The 20,523-nt window shown below is 66.1% G+C and carries 16 protein-coding genes; 9 read left to right on the forward strand and 7 right to left on the reverse strand.

Features of this window, described 5'->3' with window-relative positions; translation table 11 throughout:
- Positions 1 to 82: 82 nt before the first annotated feature.
- Positions 83 to 3,055 (reverse strand): TonB-dependent receptor domain-containing protein, encoded by a 2,973-nt coding sequence (locus tag RF701_RS13245; RefSeq protein WP_308815224.1) that lies wholly within the window; start codon positions 3,053 to 3,055, stop codon positions 83 to 85.
- A 144-nt stretch (positions 3,056 to 3,199) separates the two neighbouring features.
- Between RF701_RS13245 and RF701_RS13250 the strand changes: the two genes are divergently transcribed.
- The 7 genes from RF701_RS13250 to RF701_RS13280 all read left to right on the forward strand — a co-directional run bounded on the left by RF701_RS13250 (position 3,200) and on the right by RF701_RS13280 (position 12,429).
- Positions 3,200 to 5,575: a beta-L-arabinofuranosidase domain-containing protein gene (locus tag RF701_RS13250; RefSeq protein ID WP_374758626.1), complete on the forward strand. Its 2,376-nt coding sequence runs from the start codon at positions 3,200 to 3,202 to the stop codon at positions 5,573 to 5,575.
- On the forward strand, positions 5,572 to 6,600 hold the full coding sequence (locus tag RF701_RS13255) for an Ldh family oxidoreductase (RefSeq protein ID WP_308815226.1): 1,029 nt from the start codon (positions 5,572 to 5,574) through the stop codon (positions 6,598 to 6,600). The genes RF701_RS13250 and RF701_RS13255 overlap by 4 nt, the downstream gene beginning before the upstream one ends.
- Entirely contained in the window at positions 6,597 to 8,330 is a 1,734-nt protein-coding gene (locus RF701_RS13260; RefSeq protein ID WP_308815227.1) for a DUF885 family protein, read from the forward strand. Before RF701_RS13255 ends, RF701_RS13260 begins: the two co-directional genes overlap by 4 nt.
- Positions 8,331 to 8,476: 146 nt before the next feature.
- Positions 8,477 to 9,400 carry a dihydrodipicolinate synthase family protein gene (locus tag RF701_RS13265; protein ID WP_210357114.1) on the forward strand — a complete coding sequence of 308 codons (924 nt, stop codon included), beginning with the start codon at positions 8,477 to 8,479 and terminating at the stop codon, positions 9,398 to 9,400.
- Entirely contained in the window at positions 9,400 to 10,398 is a 999-nt protein-coding gene (locus tag RF701_RS13270) for a 4-hydroxyproline epimerase (RefSeq protein WP_308815228.1), read from the forward strand. Before RF701_RS13265 ends, RF701_RS13270 begins: the two co-directional genes overlap by 1 nt.
- Positions 10,399 to 10,570: 172 nt before the next feature.
- Positions 10,571 to 11,971 (forward strand): amino acid permease, encoded by a 1,401-nt coding sequence (locus RF701_RS13275; RefSeq protein WP_308815229.1) that lies wholly within the window; start codon positions 10,571 to 10,573, stop codon positions 11,969 to 11,971.
- Between the two features lie 38 nt (positions 11,972 to 12,009).
- The gene (locus RF701_RS13280; RefSeq protein WP_308815230.1) at positions 12,010 to 12,429 is read left to right on the forward strand and encodes a hypothetical protein; all 420 of its coding nucleotides are present in this window, start codon (positions 12,010 to 12,012) and stop codon (positions 12,427 to 12,429) included.
- Positions 12,430 to 12,505: 76 nt separating this feature from the next.
- Here RF701_RS13280 and RF701_RS13285 read toward each other — a convergent pair whose 3' ends face one another.
- Complete coding sequence (locus tag RF701_RS13285) at positions 12,506 to 13,099, reverse strand: L,D-transpeptidase family protein (protein WP_308815231.1); 594 nt, start codon at positions 13,097 to 13,099, stop codon at positions 12,506 to 12,508.
- Positions 13,100 to 13,304: 205 nt separating this feature from the next.
- Here RF701_RS13285 and RF701_RS13290 point away from each other — a divergent pair, with 205 nt between their 5' ends.
- The gene (locus RF701_RS13290; protein ID WP_210357110.1) at positions 13,305 to 14,018 is read left to right on the forward strand and encodes a murein L,D-transpeptidase catalytic domain family protein; all 714 of its coding nucleotides are present in this window, start codon (positions 13,305 to 13,307) and stop codon (positions 14,016 to 14,018) included.
- 7 nt (positions 14,019 to 14,025) lie between these two features.
- Here the strand turns inward: RF701_RS13290 and RF701_RS13295 are convergent, their stop codons facing one another.
- The 3 genes from RF701_RS13295 to RF701_RS13305 form a co-directional block, all read right to left on the reverse strand.
- Positions 14,026 to 15,075: a glycosyltransferase family 2 protein gene (locus RF701_RS13295; protein WP_308815232.1), complete on the reverse strand. Its 1,050-nt coding sequence runs from the start codon at positions 15,073 to 15,075 to the stop codon at positions 14,026 to 14,028.
- Entirely contained in the window at positions 15,072 to 17,561 is a 2,490-nt protein-coding gene (locus tag RF701_RS13300; RefSeq protein WP_308815233.1) for a DegT/DnrJ/EryC1/StrS family aminotransferase, read from the reverse strand. Before RF701_RS13300 ends, RF701_RS13295 begins: the two co-directional genes overlap by 4 nt.
- Before the next feature lie 677 nt (positions 17,562 to 18,238).
- On the reverse strand, positions 18,239 to 18,637 hold the full coding sequence (locus tag RF701_RS13305) for a VOC family protein (protein WP_210357107.1): 399 nt from the start codon (positions 18,635 to 18,637) through the stop codon (positions 18,239 to 18,241).
- Between the two features lie 287 nt (positions 18,638 to 18,924).
- On the opposite strand from RF701_RS13305, the gene RF701_RS13310 reads away from it, so the two are divergent.
- Positions 18,925 to 19,335 carry a hypothetical protein gene (locus RF701_RS13310; RefSeq protein ID WP_308815234.1) on the forward strand — a complete coding sequence of 137 codons (411 nt, stop codon included), beginning with the start codon at positions 18,925 to 18,927 and terminating at the stop codon, positions 19,333 to 19,335.
- A gap of 62 nt (positions 19,336 to 19,397) precedes the next feature.
- On the opposite strand, the gene RF701_RS13315 is transcribed toward RF701_RS13310, so the two are convergent.
- Together RF701_RS13315 and RF701_RS13320 are read right to left on the reverse strand one after the other, a co-directional pair.
- Positions 19,398 to 19,763, reverse strand: a complete 366-nt coding sequence (locus RF701_RS13315) for a hypothetical protein (protein WP_308815235.1) — start codon at positions 19,761 to 19,763, stop codon at positions 19,398 to 19,400.
- Positions 19,764 to 19,980: 217 nt separating this feature from the next.
- A complete protein-coding gene (locus RF701_RS13320) occupies positions 19,981 to 20,376 on the reverse strand; it encodes a hypothetical protein (RefSeq protein WP_308815236.1) in 396 nt (131 codons plus the stop codon).
- Positions 20,377 to 20,523 lie beyond the last annotated feature (147 nt).

A 20,523-nucleotide genomic window follows, 5' to 3' on the forward strand; every position in this document is an offset into this window, starting at 1 on the left:
CAGAAGAGGCCGGGGTTCCCTCCACGATCCTGTCGTGACGGGAAGAAACCCCGGCCTGGGTTTGCGACGACGTGTATCCGGATCAGAACTTCACGGTAGCCCCGGCGAAGAGGCGCCGGCCGATCACGTCGTAGACGCCGGGATAGGTGTTGCCGTTGCCGAACACCGTCAGCAGATTGGTGTCGATCGCGGGCGGGTTCCTGTCGAACAGGTTGGTGGCGCCGATGCGTAGCGACAGGTTCTCGTTGACGGTGAACGCCGCGGTCAGATCGAAATAATGATAGGGCCTGATCCGCGCATCGATCGGATCGGGGCTGCCATTCAGGAATTCGTTGCTCGACGTGCTCGAGAGCGCCGTCGGTCCGATATAGCGCCATGCCAGCGACAAGCTGGTGTTGCGATCGGGGCTCCAGGTCAGGCGCGCGTTGTGACGCCATTCGGGCTGCGGCTGGCCGCAACTGAAGCCGTACAGACCCGTGCAGTCGAACGTACCGCCCCCGGGCAGCGGTTGCTGCACCGTCTGGAACAGCCAGGTTCCGACCAGTTCGGCATTGAGCTTGCCGAAGCGTCCCAGCCCGAGGTTGAGATTGGCGCCGAAATCGAGACCCGATGTGAGGAGATAGCCGGTGTTCAGCGTCGTCGACACGACATAGCCGTTCGTGCCGAAGATCGTGCCCGTGATCGGGTCGCGGTGGAACAGGCTGCAATAATAAGGGCTACCGGTCTTGATGCACTGGTTGATGATCGTGTTCGTATCGATGCTGCCGATGTAATCCTTCACCTTGATGCGATAATAATCGACCGACAGCGAAAGCGTTCGGCCGCCATTGGGCGCCAGGACGATGCCGCCGGTCAGCGTATCGGCCGTTTCCGGCTTGACCGCGACGTTGCCACCGAACTGGCCGCTGCACTGACCAGCCGGACAGTCGATGATCAGCTTGTTGTTGTATTGTGCCGCAGTGACGCCGGAAAGTTGGCATGCCGCGAGTGATGCCCGTGGGTCCGCCGTGCCTGCACAGGGATCGGCGGCGTTGACGTTGCCGACGCTCAGCGGGGCGAACAGCTCGGTGACGTTGGGCGCGCGCAAGGCATGGTTGAGGCTGGCGCGCAGGCGCAGCGGTTCGACAAGCTGCCAGTTGAGCTCGCCCTTGTACGTGAACGCATTGTAGGAAGAGCCGCGACCCGTCGAATCCTGATGGTTCTTGTAGGCCGAATAGCGGAAGCCGCCGTTCACGGTCAGTGCCCGGAACGCCGGCTTGTCCTGGATCAGCGGCAGCTCGATCTCGCCGAAGGCTTCGTTGACGGAGATGATGCCGTCCGAATCCTGCGTGCCGTTCGCCTTCGCCTGGGCGTCGCCCTGGAAGAGCAGGGTCTCGCGGCGGTGCTCGCCACCGATGACGATGCCCACGCCGTCGCGCGCCCAGGGGCTGATGATGCCGAGCTTGCCGAGGTCGCCCGTCACCGATCCGTTGATGACGTTCAGCGCGGTGCGGGCCATGGTGCGCGTCGGCGCATAGAGATAGGAGGCTTGCTGCGCGGTCAGGCCGCCAGCCTGGAAGACATTGATCGGAATGCAGTTCGGGTCGGAACCGTTGAGCACCGACTGGCAGGTGACCCCGCCCTTGCCGTCGGAGACGGCGTAAAGCGCCTTGTTGGCCTTATCCACGTTAACGTCGTTAAGATATTGTTCGTCGAGGTCGGCCTTGGTCCGCAGAACGCTGACGTCGTAGCTGAATCCGCTGCCCAGGTCGCCGCGGACGCCGACCATATAGCGATAATATTCGTGCTGCAGATTGTCGCGGCGCGGCAGCGTGCCGTTGCCGCCGAGGCGGTAGCCGATGAACGCATTCTGCGTCGCGCCGGTGCCGGCCGCGGTGCCGCACAGCATCTGCTGCTGGCTCGCGCTCATCAGCGGGTTGTTGCACGGGATGGTGAAGACGCTGCCCTGGAACAGGGCCGAGGGCGCGACCTGCGAGAAGGTGCGGTCCCGCATGTACATGAAGCTGCCATACACTTCGGCGGCATCCACGACCTTGGCGTGCAGGAACGCGCCGCCGGTGACGCGATCGTCGATGCGCTGGAAGTAGTTCAGCGGCGCATAGTTATAGGCATAGACCGACCCGACATAGGGCACCCATGTCTTGGTGCCGTCGATGTTGTTGGTCAGTCGCTGCGCCTGATAGGGGCCGCCGAGCGGCACGAAGGTGCCATAGGGCGTGTTGCTCGATCCGCCGCAGGCGAAGCTCGCGCCCGTCGTGTTGAGAGCGCAGGCGGAGACATCCCGCGTCGCCTGCAATACGGGATCGGTATGGCGATAGCCGCCGTAGACGGTGATGTTCAGCCGGCCATCGAAGAAATCCTTGCCGAACGCGCCGTTGATATCCTGCTTCGCCGCATCGAACGTGTGGCGGGGCGGCGTCTGGTAGCCGCGGGTCGAGACGATAGAGCGGACGAAGTCGTTGTCGTTGGTGTGATCCGCGACGCTCGACTGCGCGTCGAGCCGGATGCCGTTCATCCGGTCGCGAAGGATGAAATTGACGACGCCGGACAAGGCGTCCGACCCGTAGACGGCGGAGGCGCCGCCGGTCGATACGTCGACGCGCTCGATCAGCGCGGACGGCACGAAGTTGATGTCCGTCGCCTGGGTGGGCAGCATGCGCTGGCCGTTGATCAGCGTTAGCACGCGGTTCGACCCGAGGTTGCGCAGGTTGATCTGCGCCGTGCCGCTCGCGCCGTTGGAGATATTCTCGTTATCGTCGGCGGTGAACTGCGGCAGCCGGTTGAGCGCGGTCTCGATGTTCGTCGTGCCCTGGAGCGCCAGTTCCTGAGACGACACCGTTGTCAGGGGGCTGTTGCTGAGCAGTTCGGGACGGCGGATGCGCGTGCCGGTGACGATGATCTCGTCGGGCGCCTTCTCCGCCTGCTGCGCGTCGGCAGCATCGGCGGAGTCGGGCGGTGGAGCGGCGGTCTGTGCCGATGCCGCGTGCGTCGTCATCAGCCCCGTTGCCAGCGCAATCAACGCCGCCGATCGCCGCAGATAAATGCCGTAAGTCATGTCGTTTATGCCCCTTCGAGAAATTTTGTTGCTTTTCTCCCGTTGGCGCATATCAAGTACATTATACGGTATCTGGTCAATAGGTTTGTGGTTGACGGCGCGACCAGAGCCTTCACAGTATACAAAATTCCTGGGGGAAGGATGATGGCGACACGTCGGTCGGTGCTGGGGGGGATCGCGGGATCGATCGCGGTGACGCCCGGCCACGCGGCAGGAGCGGCCGGCCATTCGTCCGCCGCGTCCGGGGGGGCACGGCCGCTGCCGCTCGCGGCGGTTCGCCTGCGTCCCTCCGACTATGACTCCGCGATAACGGTCAACCGCGCCTATCTGCTCCGGCTGCAGCCCGATCGCCTGTTGCACAATTTCCGACTCTACGCCGGCCTGACGCCGAAGGGCGCGATCTATGGCGGGTGGGAGAGCGATACGATCGCGGGCCACACGCTGGGCCACTATCTCTCCGCGCTCGTGCTGATGTGGCAGCAAACGGGCGACGCGGAGATGCGGCGCCGCGCCGATTACATCGTCGGCGAGCTTGCGCTGTGTCAGGCGAAGCGGGGGACTGGCTACGTCGGCGGCCTCGGCCGCAAGCGCAAGGACGGCACCATCGTCGACGGGGAGGAGATCTTCCCCGAACTGATGAAGGGGGACATCCGCTCGGGCGGCTTTGACCTGAACGGCTCCTGGTCGCCGCTCTATACGGTGCACAAGCTGTTCGCCGGTCTGCTCGACGTCCATGGCGGCTGGGGCAATGCCCAGGCGCTGCACGTCGCAGAGGGGCTGGCGGGGTATTTCGCGCGTGTCTTCGAAGTGCTGTCGCCGGATCAGGTGCAGACGGTGCTGGGCTGCGAATATGGCGGCCTCAACGAAAGCTATGCGGAGCTCTACGCCCGCACGCGCGATCCCCGCTGGCTGCGGATGGCGAACACGCTGTACGACACGCGCGTGCTCGACCCGCTGGCACAGGGTGAGGACAGGCTCGCGAATCTGCATGCCAACACGCAGGTCCCCAAATTGATCGGCCTCGCGCGGATCCACGAGGTGTCGGGCGGCGCGCCGGACAAGGCGCGCGCCGCGCGCGTCTTCTGGGAAGCCGTGACGCGGCACCACAGCTACGTGATCGGCGGCAACGCCGACCGCGAGTATTTCAGCGAACCGGATTCGATCGCGCAGCACGTCACCGAGCAGACGTGCGAGCATTGCAACAGCTACAATATGCTCAAGCTGACGCGCCACCTCTGGTCGTGGCAACCCGACGGCGCGCTGTTCGACTATTACGAGCGCGCGCACCTCAACCATGTAATGAGCGCGCAGGACCCGGCGACGGGCGGCTTCACCTACATGACCCCGCTGATGAGCGCGGCGCCGCGCGACTATTCGACGACGGCGGACGATGCGTTCTGGTGCTGCGTCGGCACGGGGATGGAGGCGCATGCCAAGCACGGCGACAGCATCTTCGCGGAAGGGGATGACGGCACCTTCTACGTCAATCTCTATATCCCGGCCGACGCGCACTGGTCGGCGCGCGGGGCAACGGTCGGCCTGGCCACGCGATATCCCTTCGAGGGGATGGCGACGCTCAGCTTCGCGAAGCTTCGTCGCGGTCGCTTCCCGGTCGCGCTGCGGGTGCCCGGCTGGGCGGCGGGCAGGGCGGTCGTGACCGTCAACGGGGCGGCGGCGAAGCCGGTGATGGCGCGCGGCTATGCCGTGGTGACGCGCAACTGGCAGGCGGGCGACCGGATCGCGATCACGCTGCCGCTCGACCTAAGGCTGGAAGCGACGCCGGGCGACGACAGCATGGTGGCGGTGGTCCGGGGCCCGATGGTGCTTGCCGCCGATCTGGGGCCGGTGACGTCCGAATGGACCAAGCCGGATCCCGCGCTCGTGGGGACGGACCTGCTCGGCGGCTTCAGCGCCACGGATGCCGCGGCCGGATCCTATGCCACCTACGGCGTCATGCGGCCGGGCGATCTGCCGTTTGTTCCCTTCTACCGCCAGTATCGCCGTCGCAGCGCGGTCTATTTCAAGCGGTTCTCCGACAGTGCCTGGGCGAAGGAAGAAGCCGCGTACATCGCGGATCAGGCGCGACTGAAGGACATCGCCGCACGCTCCGTCGACGTGATGCATCTGGGCGAGATGCAGCCGGAGCGCGACCACAAGCTGACCAGCGAAATCTCCTATCCCGTCACCTATCGCGGGCGGCAGGGACGCGACGCGCGGTCCGGCGGCTTCATCGACTTCGAAATGGCGACGCGGTCCGGGCCGCTGATCCTGCAGGCGACCTATTGGGGCGGCGAGCGCGCGCGCGACTTCGACATCCTGGTCGACAACGTCAAGGTCGCCACGCAGCATCTCGACAATGACGCGCCCGGCAAGTTCTTCGACGTCGACTATCCGCTGCCCGAGGCGCTGACGCGCGGCAAGGCAAAGATCGCCGTCCGCATCGTGCCGCACGACCGCAGCAGCGCAGGGCCGATCTTCGGCATGCGCCTCTACACCGCGAAGTCCGGCACGGCGGCATGAGCGAGGCGACCGGACAGGACGACGTCCATCTCGACCTCGATACGTTGCGGGTCCTGGCGCAGGACAGGTTGCGCGCGGTCGGGCTCGCGCCCGATCATGCGGTGGCGGTAGCGGAGACGATGGTGGCGGGTGAGCGCGACGGCTGCGCCAGCCACGGCATCTACCGCCTGCTCGTCGCGGCGAACAGCGTCGCCCGGGGCGTCGTCGTCCCCGACGCGGTGCCCGTGGTGACCGAGCCCGCCCGCGCGCTAGCGCGGGTCGACGGCGGTGGCGGATTCGCGCAGCTTGCCTTTGCGCGCGGGCTGCCCCTGCTGGTCGAAAAGGCGCGCGCCAACGGCATCGCAGCGCTGGCGCTCAACAATGTCGTCCACTTTGCCGCGCTGTGGCCGGAGGTCGAAGCGCTCGCGGAGCAGGGCCTGGTTGCGCTCGCCTTCACGCCAAGTCACGCCTGGGTCGCGCCTGAGGGTGGTACGAAGCCGGTGTTCGGCACCAATCCCGTGGCGTTCGGCTGGCCGCGGCCCGGCGGCATGCCCTTCGTCTTCGATTTCGCGACGAGCGTCGTGGCGCGCGGCGAGATCGAGTTGCACCGGCGCGCGGGGCGCCCGGTTCCCGACGACTGGGGCTATGACGCGCAGGGGCGTCCGACGACGGACGCCGAACAGGTGCTGGCGGGCGCGATGCGGACGTTCGGCGGGCACAAGGGCTCTGCGCTGGCGGCGATGGTCGAACTGATCGCCGGACCGCTGATCGGCGACCTGACGAGCGCCGAATCGCTTGCCGCCGATGCGGCGCGCGGCGGGTCGCCGATCGGCGGCGAACTGATCGTCGCGATCGACCCGGCCGGTTTCCTCGGCGACGCGGTCGCCACGCACCTCGCGCGGGCGGAGGCCATGTTCGCGGCAATCGAGGTGCAGGGCGCGCGCCTGCCCAGCAGCCGTCGCCATGCCGCGCGCCGGCACAGCCTGGCGCATGGCGTGACGCTATCGCGGGCGCTCTATGACGATATCCTGAGGATCGCTGCATGAGCCTGTTGCTTGCCGCTTTGACGCTTGCGACGCCCGCCGGGGCATCGGCCGCGGACGCACGGCTGAAGGCGCTCTACACCGACGAATATGCCTGGCGTAAGCATATGCTGGCGGCGGGCGACGCCAATCCGGGCGGCAATGCGCGGCGCCTGCCCGATGTCGGGCCGGCCGCGCAGGCGCAAAAGCTGGCGCGCTGGACGCGCACCGCCGCCGCGCTGGCCGCCATCAGGCCCGCGACCCTGTCCGAGGCGGGGCGTGCCGACTACCTGGTCTACAAGGGGCAGATCGATGCCCTGCTCGCCGAGCAGCGTTTCCGCGACTATGAAAAGCCGCTCAATGCGGACACCAGCTTCTGGGGCGACGTTGCCGACGCATCGCGCGGCGATTTCGTGCGCGAGCAGGACTATCGCGATTACGTCGCAATGCTGCGGGAGATACCCCGCTATTTCGATCAGCAGATCGTCAACATGCGGGCGGGCCTCGCCCGTAGGTTCACCGCGCCGCAGGTGACGCTGAAGGGGCGCGATATCGGCGTCGCCCAGGTGGCCGAGGCGCGCACCCCCGAAGACTCGCTGTTCTATGCGCCTTTCGTCAGGATGCCCGCGACGATTCCGGCCGCCACGCAAAGCGCGCTGCGCGCGCAAGCTGCGGCAGCGATCCGCGAGGCGGTGGTGCCGGCGCATGCGCGCCTGCTCGCCTTCCTGCGCGCGGAATACATCCCGGGCGCGCGGCGCACCATCGCCGCCTACGATCTCCCGGACGGCAAGGCCTATTATCAATCCAAGGTCGCGGAATACACGACGCAGGGGCAGACACCGGAGGCGATCCACCGGATCGGCCTTGCCGAAGTCGCCAAGCTGCGCGGACGGATGCAGGACGTCATGAACCGCGTCGGCTTCAAGGGCGATCTTCCCGCGTTCCTCGCCTTTCTCCGCACCGATCCGCGTTTCTATGCCAAGACGCCGCAGGATCTGCTCGACCGCGCGGCATGGATCGCCAAGACGTTCGACGGCAAGGCGAGCCAGTATTTCGGGCATCTGCCGCGCGCGCGCTTCGCGATCCGGCCGGTGCCGGCGGATCTCGCGCCCTTCTACACCAGCGGCCGCGGCGGACCGGGGGTCTATCTCGTCAATACCTACAATCTGCCGGCCCGCCCGCTCTATTCGCTGGCCGCGCTGACGCTGCACGAGAGCGCGCCGGGCCATGCCTTCCAGATGCCGCTCGCCGCGGAGAACACCGCCCTGCCGGCATTCCGTCGCGACGGCTATCTGTCGGTCTATGGCGAGGGCTGGGCGCTCTATTGCGAGGCGCTGGGCGAGGAGATGGGGATGTACGACACGCCCTACGATCTGTTCGGCATGCTGAGCTATCAGGCATGGCGTGCGGCCCGGCTGGTCGTCGACACCGGTATCCATGCGAAGGGCTGGACGCGCGAGCAGGCGCAGCGATACCTTCACGACAATACGGCGCTTGCCGACCACGAGATCGAGACCGAGGTGGATCGATATATCGCGTGGCCGGGCCAGGCGTTGAGCTATTACACCGGAGAACTCGCGATCCAGCGGGATCGCGCGCGGGCGCAGGCGGCGCTCGGGCCGAAGTTCGACCTGCGCGCCTTTCACGATGCGATCCTGGCGCTCGGTTCGGTTCCCGTGTCCGTGATCGACGCGCGGACCGATCGGCTTATCCGCGACGGCGGCCGGGGGCCGTACCCGGAGGAAGAGAAATAGGCATTTCACCGATCGGCGCTGAAGTGTCGGGTGCCGCCGGCCGCATACGGGCAAGTGTCGGCGAAACGTTTAAACACATGTCGAGACCCTTGAACCCTATCATCGAAGACGGTATACGATTATCAAATGTTTCCGAAAGGTTGGGTATGACAGTGGCTTGGAAGGGGGTTTTCCCCGCGGTGACGACGCAGGTTCGCGCGGACATGACCATCGATCTTGCCGACACGCAGCGCGTCGTCGACGATCTGATCCGCGACGGCGTCACCGGTGTTATCGCGCTCGGCACGGTGGGTGAGAACAATTCGCTCGATTACGACGAGAAGGTCACCGTGCTGTCCGCGATCGTCGAGGTGGTCGCAGGCCGGGTGCCGGTCATCACCGGCGTGTCCGAATATGACACCCGGCGTGCCGTCCGCTATGCGCAGGCGGCCGAAAACGCCGGGGCCGACGGCCTGATGCTGCTGCCGCCGATGGTCTATGTGCCGAAGCCCCATGAACTGGTGAACCATTTCAAGGGTGTGGCCGAGCAAACCGGCCTGCCGATCATGCTCTACAACAATCCGCCGGCCTATCGGACCGTGATCGATCGCGAGGTCCTCGCGGCGCTGGTCGACGTCCGGAATATCGTCGCGGTGAAGGAGAGCGCGCCGGACACGCGCCGTTTCACCGACTTCCGCAATGACTTCGGCGATCGTTATGTCCTGTTCGCCGGGCTGGACGACGTCGCGCTCGAGGGCCTGTACCTGGGGGCGCAGGGTTGGGTGTCGGGCCTCACCAACGCCTTCCCGAAGGAATCGGTCGAACTCGTCCGTGCGTTCGAACGCGGCGATCATGGCAAGGCAATGGAAATCTATCGCTGGTTCATGCCGCTGCTCCATCTCGACGCGGAGCACGACCTCGTCCAGTCGATCAAGCTCGCCGAGCAGGTGATGGGCCGCGGTTCTGAACGCGTGCTGCCGCCGCGCTACGTGCTGGAAGGCGCGCGGCGGGCCGAGGTGATCGCGATGGTCGAGAAGGCGGCGGCGACGCGGCCGACGCTCGACACGGCGGCCGAGCGCATCGCGGCCTGATGCGCCACACCTTCTTCTGCATCGACGGCCATACCGCGGGTAATCCTGTCCGCCTTGTCGCGGGCGGCGCCCCGCTGCTGAAGGGCGGATCGATGTCGGAACGGCGGCAGGATTTCCTGTCCCGCTTCGACTGGATCCGGACGGGACTTTGCTTCGAGCCGCGCGGCCATGACATGATGTCGGGCGGCTTCCTCTATCCGCCGACCACGGCGGACGCCGATATCGGCATCCTGTTCATCGAGACCAGCGGCTGCCTCCCGATGTGCGGGCACGGCACGATCGGCATGGTGACCTTCGGATTGGAGCACGGCCTCATCCAGCCGGCGACGCCGGGACGGCTCAAGGTAGAGGTGCCGGCGGGCGTTATCGACATTGCCTATGAGGCGTCGGCCGGCAAGGTGACCGCGGTCCGCATCACCAACGTCCCCGCCTATGTCGCGGCGAAGGGCGTTGCCGTCGACGTCGAGGGCATCGGCCCGCTGCTCGTCGACGTCGCCTATGGCGGCAATTATTATGCGATCGTCGAGCCCCAGGGTCGATATACCGGCCTCGACGCGATGGGCGCCGGGCGCCTGATCGACGTGTCGGGGCGGATCCGTGAGGCGGTGCGCGCGAAGGTCGAGCCGGTGCATCCGCTCGATCCCACGATCCGTGGCGTCAGCCATGTCCTGTGGGCGGACACGCCGGGATCGCCTGATGCGGACGGCCGCAACGCCGTTTTCTACGGCGACAAGGCGATCGATCGCAGCCCCTGCGGCACCGGCACGTCGGCGCGTCTGGCGCATCTTGCCGACCGCGGCGCGCTGAAGGTCGGCGACCGCTTCGTCCATGAAAGCTACATCGGCAGCCGGTTCGTCGGGCGGGTCGAGGCGACGACGACGTTGGGCGGCACGCCAGCCATCGTGCCTTCGATCGAGGGATCGGCGATCGCGACGGGGTTCAATACGATCTGGATCGACCGCGCGGATCCCTTCTGGGAGGGCTTCCAGGTGAAGTGACCCGTAATTCCTCCCCGCTTTGCGGGGAGGGGGGCCGCCCGGCGCAGCCGGGTGGTGGAGGGGCAGCCAAGCAGCGTGCGCGGTCGGGGCTGCCCCTTCACCATCGCCTCCGGCGACGGTCACCCTCCCCTGCGAAGCCGGGTAGGATTGATGACAAGAGGGGGGAGCGCGCATGTTCGGACCGAAGAAGAGCCTATCCGCCGTCACGCAGCATGAAGCGGGCAGGGCGCTCGCCAAGACGCTGTCCTGGCCACACCTCATCGCGCTCGGCGTCGGCGCGATCGTCGGCACCGGCATCTATACGCTGACCGGCGTCGGGGCGGAGCGGGCGGGTCCTGCGGTGATCCTCGCCTTCGCCATCGCGGGCGCGGTCTGTGCCTGCGCCGCCCTCGCCTATGCCGAACTCGCAACGATGATCCCCGCGGCAGGCAGCGCCTACACCTTCAGTTATGCCGCGCTCGGCGAAGGCATCGCCTGGATCGTCGGGTGGAGCCTCATTCTGGAATATTCGCTTGCCTGCTCGACCGTCGCGGTCGGCTGGTCAGGCTATCTCGTCGGCTGGATTCAATCGGCGGGTGTCCACCTGCCGCACGCGTTGCTGAACGGCCCGCACGGCGGTGGCATCCTGAACCTGCCGGCCGTGCTCGTCGCGCTCGCCGTGATGGGCATGTTGGTCGGGGGTACGCGGGAAAGCGCAACGCTCAACATCGTTCTGGTCATCGTCAAGCTGGTGGCTCTGGGGGTGTTCATCGTCTTCGCGCTGCCGGCCTTCAACGGCGACAACCTCCATCCGTTCATGCCCTATGGTTTCGCATCGGTCGAAAGCGGCGGCGAGAAGCGGGGTGTCATGGCCGCCGCCGCGATCGTATTCTTCGCCTTCTACGGCTTCGACGCGGTCGCCACGTCGGCGGAAGAGGCAAAGCGGCCGGGACGCGACCTGACGATCGGCATCGTCGGGTCGATGCTGGTGTGCACCATCATCTACATGGCGGTCGCGATCGCCGCTGTCGGGGCGCTGCCCTTCCGGCAACTGGCCAATTCGCCCGAGCCGCTCGCGCTGGTGCTGCGCAGCCTCGGACAGCCGCTTGCCGGACATCTGATCGCCCTTGCCGCGATCGTTGCGTTGCCGTCCGTCATTCTCGTGATGATGTACGGGCAGAGCCGGATCTTCTTCGTCATGGCGCGAGACGGCCTGTTGCCGCGAACGCTGGCTGTCGTATCGCCCCGCACCGGCGCGCCGGCGCGAATCACGATCCTGACCGGGGTGTCGATCGCGATCGTCGCGGGGCTGTTCCGCCTCGACGAGATCGCGGAGCTCGCCAATGCCGGGACGCTCCTCGCCTTCATCGCGGTCGGCGCCTGCCTGATGGTGCTGCGTCGGACCGCGCCGGACCAGCCGCGACTGTTCCGGTGTCCGGCGCCCTATCTCGTCGGCACGCTGGCGATCCTCGGTTGCCTGTACCTGCTCACCAGCCTGCCGTCGGCGACGCTCGTGCGGTTCGTCGTCTGGAACGTCATCGGGCTCGTGCTGTATCTCGCCTATGGGCGGCGGCGGAGCCTCGTCGCCGCCTGACACGTTGGGTTCAGCTGGATCGGCCTAGAGGTGAGCTTATGGTCTTGTTGTTCGCACTTTCGCTTGCTGCCGGCGCGGCAATCGACCGCACCCCGGCGCAGGCCCGCGACGTCGTGGCGCGTTATTATGCCGCGCTCGATCGTGGCGCCTATCGCACGGCTTACGCTTTATGGGATCGTGGCGGGCAGGCGAGCGGCCAGCGCTACGCCGATTTTGTCCGGGGGTTCGCCCGCACCGCCCGCACCCGCGTGGTCGCCGGCATGCCGCAGGGTCCTGAGGGCGCGGCGGGTTCGTCATACATCACCGTCCCGGTCCGGGTTTACGCCACGCTGAAGAACGGCGCGGACCAGCGCTTCGTCGGCACCTACACGCTGCGCCGAGTCAACGACGTGCCGGGGGCGACGGCGTCACAGCGCAGCTGGCACCTCGCGTCCGCGAAGCTCCACCAGATCGGCTGAGGCGCCCCAGACCGTAAGGGCGGACCTGAATCGGGGCGTGAGGGCCCGCGTCGCATTGAAGCAAGCGGATCGGACTCTAACGCCGCGCCAGGTCCGCGATCTGACTGGTGTTTGCATCGGCCGTTTCGGTCGTCGTCGCATCGGCGTCATGCGATGGCGGCGGAAGCAGGCCGTCGTCTAGGCTCATATCGGTCACCGATACGCGCGTGCCGACGCTTGTCACCGCAAAGAGTCGCTTGGCGAAGTCCATCGGCACCCTGATGCAGCCATGCGATGCGGGGAAGCCGGGGTTGTTGCCGGCATGGATGGCTACGCCATCCCACGTCAGCCGCTGCATGAACGGCATCGGCGCAGCGTCGTAAAGACTGGATTTGTGCTTCTCCGACTTCTGCAGGATCGTGAACTCTCCGACCGGAGTTTCCTTACCGTCCTTGCCGGTCGAAACGGTCGAGGCTGCGATCAGGGTATCGCCCCGATAGACATAGGCCTTCTGGTCGGGAATCGACACGACGATGGTCAGGGGTTCGGTCGACGCCGAGTCGGACCAGACATAGCGATTGGGTGATAGGGACGCGGCTTCGGCGGCGACTCCGCCGTCGTTTGCGGCAAAGGCTTGAGCGGGAGCGATGGCAAGAAAAACGGCGCCCGCAACTGCAAGCATGTTCCTCATAACAGGTCCCTTTCGTCTCACCCCCTCCGTATTTTGAACGCACGTTTTGCACTTTCGTGCCATGTCAAGTCTTCGATCAACCGGTTATCGACCGCGTCGAGTCGTGCAACCGAAGCGCCAAGCCGCTCAATGTGCAGCAGAAAATTAAGTCCAAAAACGCTATATGGGGTCCACGCGGGGATTGAGACCGGGGCTTATTTTTTCGATGATTGATGAGCATGACGACGCGCTGCGCAGCCGGCGCGCCCTTCTGAAAAATGGACTGGTGCTGGGCGCTACGCTCGCTGTGCCGGGTGCGGTTTCCGCTGCGACCCGTCGCCTGACGCAGCAGGACCTTCGCGCCGTAGCGACACCGCCTTTGCCGGCGGCCGCGCCTCGCGTCGCGGCTCAGCCGATCACGTCACCCCGCGTGGTTCGCCCCGAACTATTGCGCCGGGCGATGGCCGCGCTCGACCGTCATGGCCGGCAGCTCGCCAACCGCGACCGTATCGCGATTGCCGACATGGCGGCGCCTTCGTCGCAGCCGCGCTTCCACATCGTTGATCTCGTCGGTGGGCGCAGCCAGTCGTTCCTCGTCGCGCATGGCAGCGGTTCGGACCCTTCGCACACTGGGTTCCTCAAGCGTTTCTCGAACGATCCGGGTTCCAATGCGAGCAGCGAGGGTGCCTTCCTGACCGCCGATTATTATGTCGGCAAGCATGGGCGTTCGCAGCGGCTGATCGGCCTCGATGCGACGAACAACAATGCGCTGGCGCGCGCCATCGTCGTTCACTCCGCCTGGTATGCCAACCCGGACATGATCCGCAGCCACGGCATGCTCGGGCGCAGCCAAGGTTGCTTTGCGGTCGGAGAGGACGATCTGTCGCGCGTGTTCGCAGCGCTCGGGCCGGGGCGGATGATCTACTCGGACAAGATCTGACGATAGGTCATTCGCCGCGACGGAGGCGCCGCGCCGCGCCGATCGCGCCGGAAACAAGCAGGTTCTCGATCCCCGCATAGCCCAGGCCGAGGTGCGGCGGCCTCGCGGCGATCACGTCTCCGAGACCGACCGCGCCCGAGCGCAGCGCGGTGCGCCCGATCCGCGCCCAGCGCCGCGCCGTTTCCCAGCGGATGAGCTTGCGACTTTCGCGGTCCGGCTGGTGCCGCGTGATAAACGCCTCCTGCAGTCGCGAAATGCCCTCGCCAAGCGTCCGAAGCGTCGCAACGTCGGCGACGGGTGCGCCGCCCATGTTGTGAAGCACGAGCAATGCGGCAAGGATGTGCGCATCCTCACCCAGAATATCGTCATGCGCCTCCGCCATCGCGCGCGTCGCGCTCGTCCGCATCGTGTCGACGAACCGCTTCGAAACGCCTCCGGCATGCTGGCGGTACAGCAGCAGCGGTTCGTCGAGTCGCGCGAGGCGGCCGTGGGGGGAGAGGCGGTGATATAGGTCGAAATCCTCGGCGTAGACGAGCTCGGGACGCGTGAAAGGATCGAGTTTGCGCGCGATTTCGGCGCGGATCATCACCGAGGACCAGACCAGCGGATTCTCGATCCAGGTAAGCCAGCCGATCAGGTCGGGCGTGCTGTACGCCGGATAGGACAGCGGCGACACCTTGCCGTCGCGCAGCTGTTCGGCCTGGGTACCGAGCAGCACGACGTCGCGATGGCGCTCGAGATAGGCGACCTGGCGCATCAGCCGCTCCGGCCGGCACAGATCGTCCTGGTCGAGCCCCGCGATATACCGGCCGCGCGCCTCCGCGACGCCGGCGTTGCGCGCCACCACCGGACCGCCGTTCTGCGCGCGTTCGACCAGCCGGACGCGCGGATCCGGCCAGCCGCGCACCATCGCGCGCGTATTGTCGGACGACCCGTCGTCGACGACGATCGCTTCCCAGTCGGTCAGCGTCTGCGCCTCGATCGAGCGCAACGTCTCCCCCAGGAAATGCTCGCCGTTGTAGCTGGGGATGACGAAGGAAACGAGGGGCGCGGTCATGCCGCGGCCTGGACCGTTGCCGCATCGCGGCCGAGGACCTGGTCGACGATCATCTGGCCGACGTCGTTCTGCCACAGCCACAATCCGTTCGCCTGGCCGCGGAAACTCTTCTCGCCCCCCAGGTTGCCCCAGGGCACGAAGCCCGCCGAAAGGCCGATGCCGAACGCGCCGGGCACGGGCCGGTCGGCGGCGTCGAGGATGCGGCAATGGCGGTCGACCATCGGGCGTCCGGCGCTATGCGCCAGCGCGATCGGCGCGCCCGTAACATCGAACAGCGGCAGCGAGCGCGGACGATAGCCGAGGGCGCCGACGACCAGATCCGCATCCGCGAGCAGCGCGCGCGCCGCGCTGTCCCCCTCGCCGGCGATGCGGTGGATCGCCACGCGGGGCTCCGGCGTACGACCGCCAAGCGCCAGCATGCGCAGCACCAGCTCGCGCGATTCGAGCCGCAGGCCGGCGAGGCGGAGCACGAAGCCGCTGACCGGACAGATGTCGTCCGCGTCGAAATCCGTGAAGCCGTCCGCCGCCGCCGCCTCGACGGTGGGATAGAAGGGCTTGGGATGATCGCGCACCAGCAGGGTGATGCCGCCCGCGCCGAACGGCAGGTCGGGACGCTTCAGCAGCAGGACCGCGGCGGCGAGCGCGCTCGTCGAGGCGCCGACGATCGCCACCCTGGGCGCCCGGATTCCCGCGAGGCGCGCCGCCGCCTGCTCGACGCCGCCGAGGCGCAGCAACGCATCCGATCGCATCAGCCGCTCATCCGCCACGTCGCCCAGCCGCACGCCGGCCACGACCTTCTCCGCGACATGCGCGTCGGTCTGGTAGCCGCCGGTCGCCACGACGATATGCCGCGACGTCACGGTACGCGGCCCGGCCGCCGTCGACAGCGACGTGCACCACAAGCCATCCTGCGTCTGCTGGGCGTGCAGCGCCTCCGCGCCGGTCAACACCGTCCCGCCATGACCGGCGACGATGTCGCGCAGCCGGTCCGCGGTGACGCCGAGCAGCGGCGCCGTCTCGACCAGCGGGGCGCCGAGCTGCCCGCAATAGCTCGCCATGCGCTGGCCCGCGGGATGATCGGCGAGGGCGGCGAGTTCGGGATGGGGATTGTCCCTGACCGCGGACAGGAAGGTCTCCGCGGTCGTGTCGGACCGGATCGCATAATCGCCGAGCGCGCCGGGGCCGATCCGCGCGCCGCGTTCGACGAGCGTCAGGCCCTCCGCCGCGAGCGGAACCAGCTTGCCCTGCTTGCTGGCGGCGGTGAGCATCGCGGTACCGGCGGGGCCGCCGCCGATGACGACGCAGCCGCGGATCGTCCTGTCCATGTCGCCCCCGGACGAAAGCGTCGCGGTGGCCGCGATCCGGTCGACCGCGGCGCGCAGGCGATGCGCGACGATTGTGGCGTCCGCCGGCGTCATCGCATCGGTGATCGGCAGGCTGAGTATCCGTGCCGCGACATCGTCGGCGATCGGCGTCGCTTCGACCATCGCGGTCGCCCGGAACAGCGGCTGCTCGCCGAGGTGCGGGCTGAAATACCGGCCGACGCCGACCCCCTGCGCCTCGAGCGCCGCGGCGATCGCGTCGCGTTGCGGCGCCAGCGCGGGCGGCAGCAGCAGCGGCATGAACTGCGTCGCCTGCCGCGATCCGAGGGCGTGCTGGAATCCGAAATCGGGCAAGGCCGCGCGATAGGCGGCGTCGATCGCGGCGCGCGCGTCGCAGATCGCGTCGATCTCGGCCAGCTTGGCGCGCGCCATCAGCGCCAGCACCTCGGGCATTTTGGCGTTGATGCCGGGCAGGGTGGCGCTTCGGCCCGTTTCGAAGCCGAAATTGACCATGCTGCGCAGCTGCCCGATCAGCGCGGGATCGCCGCTGTAGATCATGCCGCCTTCGCCGACGGAGAAGGTCTTGGTCGCGTGCATCGAATAGACGAGCGTGAACGGCGCGCCCGTGCCGAACCCGTGCCCCGCCGCGTCACGCGTGCCGAGCGACGCGGCCGCGTCGATCACCACGCCGACCTCATATCGTCGGGCGAGCCACGCATAGCGATCCAGATCGATCGCATTGCCGAAGGTCGCATAGGGCACGATGACGCCGATCCGCCGGCCGTAGCGGGCGAGCGCGCGCTCCTCCGTCGCCGGATCGATGCTCCATCCGTCCGGTTCGATGTCGACGATGAGCGGCGTGAGCCCCGCCCAGATGGCGGCCTGCGCCGTGGCGGCGAAGGTCATCGCGGGCATCAGCGCGAGCGTGCCCGGCGCGGGATGCAGCCCCGCGGCCTGGCGGATCGCGACCATCAGCCCGAGCGTCGCGTTGCCGACCGCGAGCGCCGCGCCGGTGCCGCCGAACAGCGCGTCGACCACCTCGGCTTCGAAGGCGCGCACTTCCGGCCCGTTGTTGCTGAACACGCCGGACGCCTCGATGCGGCGCAGATCGTCGACGAGGGCCGACAGGCGCGGCGGGCGCGGGGCGATCAGCGGATAGTCCATGGCGCGGGAATCCTTTGGCACGGTACCGCGCTTATCGCCGCCCTCCCTAAAAACCGGTTAGCAGTGCCGATCCGGACCGGCTCGCGGTCATCGGGCCCCTACGGCGGCGCCGGTATCGGCAGCCGGGGCATCGCCCAGCCGGGGAATCGCCAAGCCGGCCTCTCGCCCGGCAGGCGATCCGATCCTGCCTGTCGGCGCTTGCAATCATAGCGGCGCGTGCTCGCAAACAGCCCGATTTCGTGCTCACGCTTTTCTGCCACTGGCGGGCGGCATCGTGCTCGAAGTATCTGCCGGTGTGCTCGCCATCATTCGGCGCCGCTTGCAAACGGGGCGTCGTGCTCGCGCTCCCTGCCCATGGGTTCTCCAAACCCGTCGCCGGCAGACGGTTTTGCGAAGCGGTTTTCCAGAACAGTTCTGACAAGCGGCGGGCCCCAGAAATGCGTTGCGGTCATGGCCCGCCGCGAGCTCGTCAGAAAGGAAGGTTTTCGCGAACAGCGGGCGGCGCAAGGAACGGGCGCAACCATACGCTTACGACCGAACCAGCCGTACCGCGCTGGCCGCAATCGTCCTGATTGGGATGATGAAACGGGAATGTCCGATCTTGGGAGGAAGCGGACATTCGCGCGATCGCAAAATCCAGGTCCGCTAGGGTCAAAAGCGGACCCGTGCCGGACAGATCAGGCAGGAAAATGAATTCCACATAGTTTGTTGCCGTCTGGGTCGCGAAAATAGGCTAGTTCGACTGTCCCCAGCGATGCCGTATTACGCGGGCCGGGCGGGGCTTCGATCGAGGTGCCACCGTTGGCGACCGCGGTATCATGAAGCTGCTTCACTTGTTCAGGCGAGTTGCACGAAAAGGCGACGGTGCTGCCGTTGGCGACGCTTGCCGGTTCGTCGTTAATCGGCTGGCTGACGATGAAGTTGGTTCCGTTGCCATTATTATAGATCAGCCGTGTATGGCCGCTGTCGGCAATGTTCCGCGCCCCTTCGCCTGCCCCCAAAACGGCGAGCACCGTGTCGTAGAAGCGCTTCGACCGTTCAATGTCGTTCGATCCGACCATGGTGTGAAAAAGCATGCGGGCTCTCCTTGAGGCTGATCGACTTCCGATCGCCACTAGCCTTCTCACCTAATCGGCCGTTAGGACGCGGTCACCCCCGGGTCGTCGAATGTCCGCGATTGGGCGAGAGCGGAATGTCCGCTTTTGAGCGAAAGCGGAAGGTCCGCTTTTGGGAGGAGAGCGGAATGGCGGCTTTCGGGCGAGGGCAGCGAAGAAGCGGACGCTGGTTCAGCGGGCAGGGCCGGGGGCCTTATGCCCGCCAGTGGTAGATTGCGGACATTGGCTCAAAATGCCAGCATCCCATCATGCCTCTATACGAGCCGATCGAAACAGGCGTTCGCCTGAACGCTCTTGCCAGCGACCTCCTTTCAATTCGCTGGGAGACAAACGCGATCTCTGCGGACTTCATCTTACCGGATGACGATGAGCACGTTCTTCGTATCTCCCTCGACGGTCCGTGCATCGTGCGCCTGCTAGATGAAATGGCACTATCTACCGAGAAGGACGACACACCGGATAAAGGGCTGGTCGCCAATAACTTCGCCTACCGTCTAGAAGGTGCGCGCTTTGCCTGCTCTCAATCCGAGACATGGAGGGAAGTCAGTGCCCCTGTGGGCCAGTCAACCACCCATTATCGGTTTGTCACAGGCTGGGCCTGCATGGATGTTTTGAGCGGCGCAATCCCATCCTTTTCGATTGCTGCCAAGGGTAGTTGAACGTCCGCAACTGGGAGATAGCGGAATGTTCGCTTAAGACAGAAAGCTTTGAAGTCCGACCTTTACCCGAGCGTCGCCAAGGCCTTGATCGTTTCATCGTGCATGGGCGGTCTGCTGTCATCTGCCACAAAATTCACCGCCTCGCGAACGGCTTCGTCTGCCAAGTCAAAGTCGTCACTCATGATGATGCAGTCTGCGACGTAGTTCGCCAGTTGGAACGGCAATCGCCCATCGGCAATAGCCGCGAGCAGTCGCCGTGCGCCTTCTCTTGTCACTTCGACGGGCGGACCATCAGTGATGATAATGTAGCCGGTCTCAACCGCTCGGAAGGACGCTTCGCAGGCATTCACTTCGGTGGTGATCTCGTCAACCAGCACCTCCGGCGAAAGCTTTCCGGTCAAAAATCCTACGAGGGTCGCATGCTCCATAGGAGCAGAGTGCATAGGTGAACGAATGTCCGCAATGGGGAGCCGTGAGACTGCTCTGAAAGGCTAGCAATGGGCGTTAGCGGCTCGTCCGTTTTTGGGGGTTTGCAGACCGGCAGCTTTTGGGCGGCGAGCGCCGGGTAGCTGCCGTTGCGGGCCGATCTCCTCAAATGGCACGCATCGCCCCGAAACTGAGGTTCGGCTGTCGGCCCTATGCCGCTTAAGATTTGGGGTTCGCTCCGGAATTAGCGGGGGCAAACCAACCTAAAATTACCGGTACGCAGCCGATGATATATCCACCGAAAGCAATCGTCAGAGATTCTGAGGGGTGCCATGTCGGACCGATGTCGAATTGCAAGATCATCAAGACGACCCACGCGCCTGAACATTCGGCATTGCGGAGGCGGTGGTAGGTGATGACAGTGAGGGCGATGGACAAGGCCGCAGCAACCAGTAAGCAAAGCCAACCGGGAAAGCCCACGAGAACGCTCGCAAGCGCGAGACAGGACGCGAGCATCAGCGCAAGCGACGCGGGTCGATAGCAGGAGCGTTCAGCAAATGCTGTCCAATCGAATTTCATAATCGGCAAATAAATGCTTCGATGCCCGAATTCCACGCGTTTCCTTCTATCCGCGCTCAAGCTGAGTGTAAGTCCGATTTGAGCCAGAGTAGCAGCTGCGCTGAATAATTGACTTTGGGCGTTAGCGGACATACCTTCGCAACCACTGCGGCACCATCTGTCGTGGGTCACTCACATGCTCTA

The sequence above is a fragment of the Sphingomonas sp. GV3 genome, from assembly GCF_031082075.1.
Taxonomy (GTDB): domain Bacteria; phylum Pseudomonadota; class Alphaproteobacteria; order Sphingomonadales; family Sphingomonadaceae; genus Sphingomonas; species Sphingomonas beigongshangi.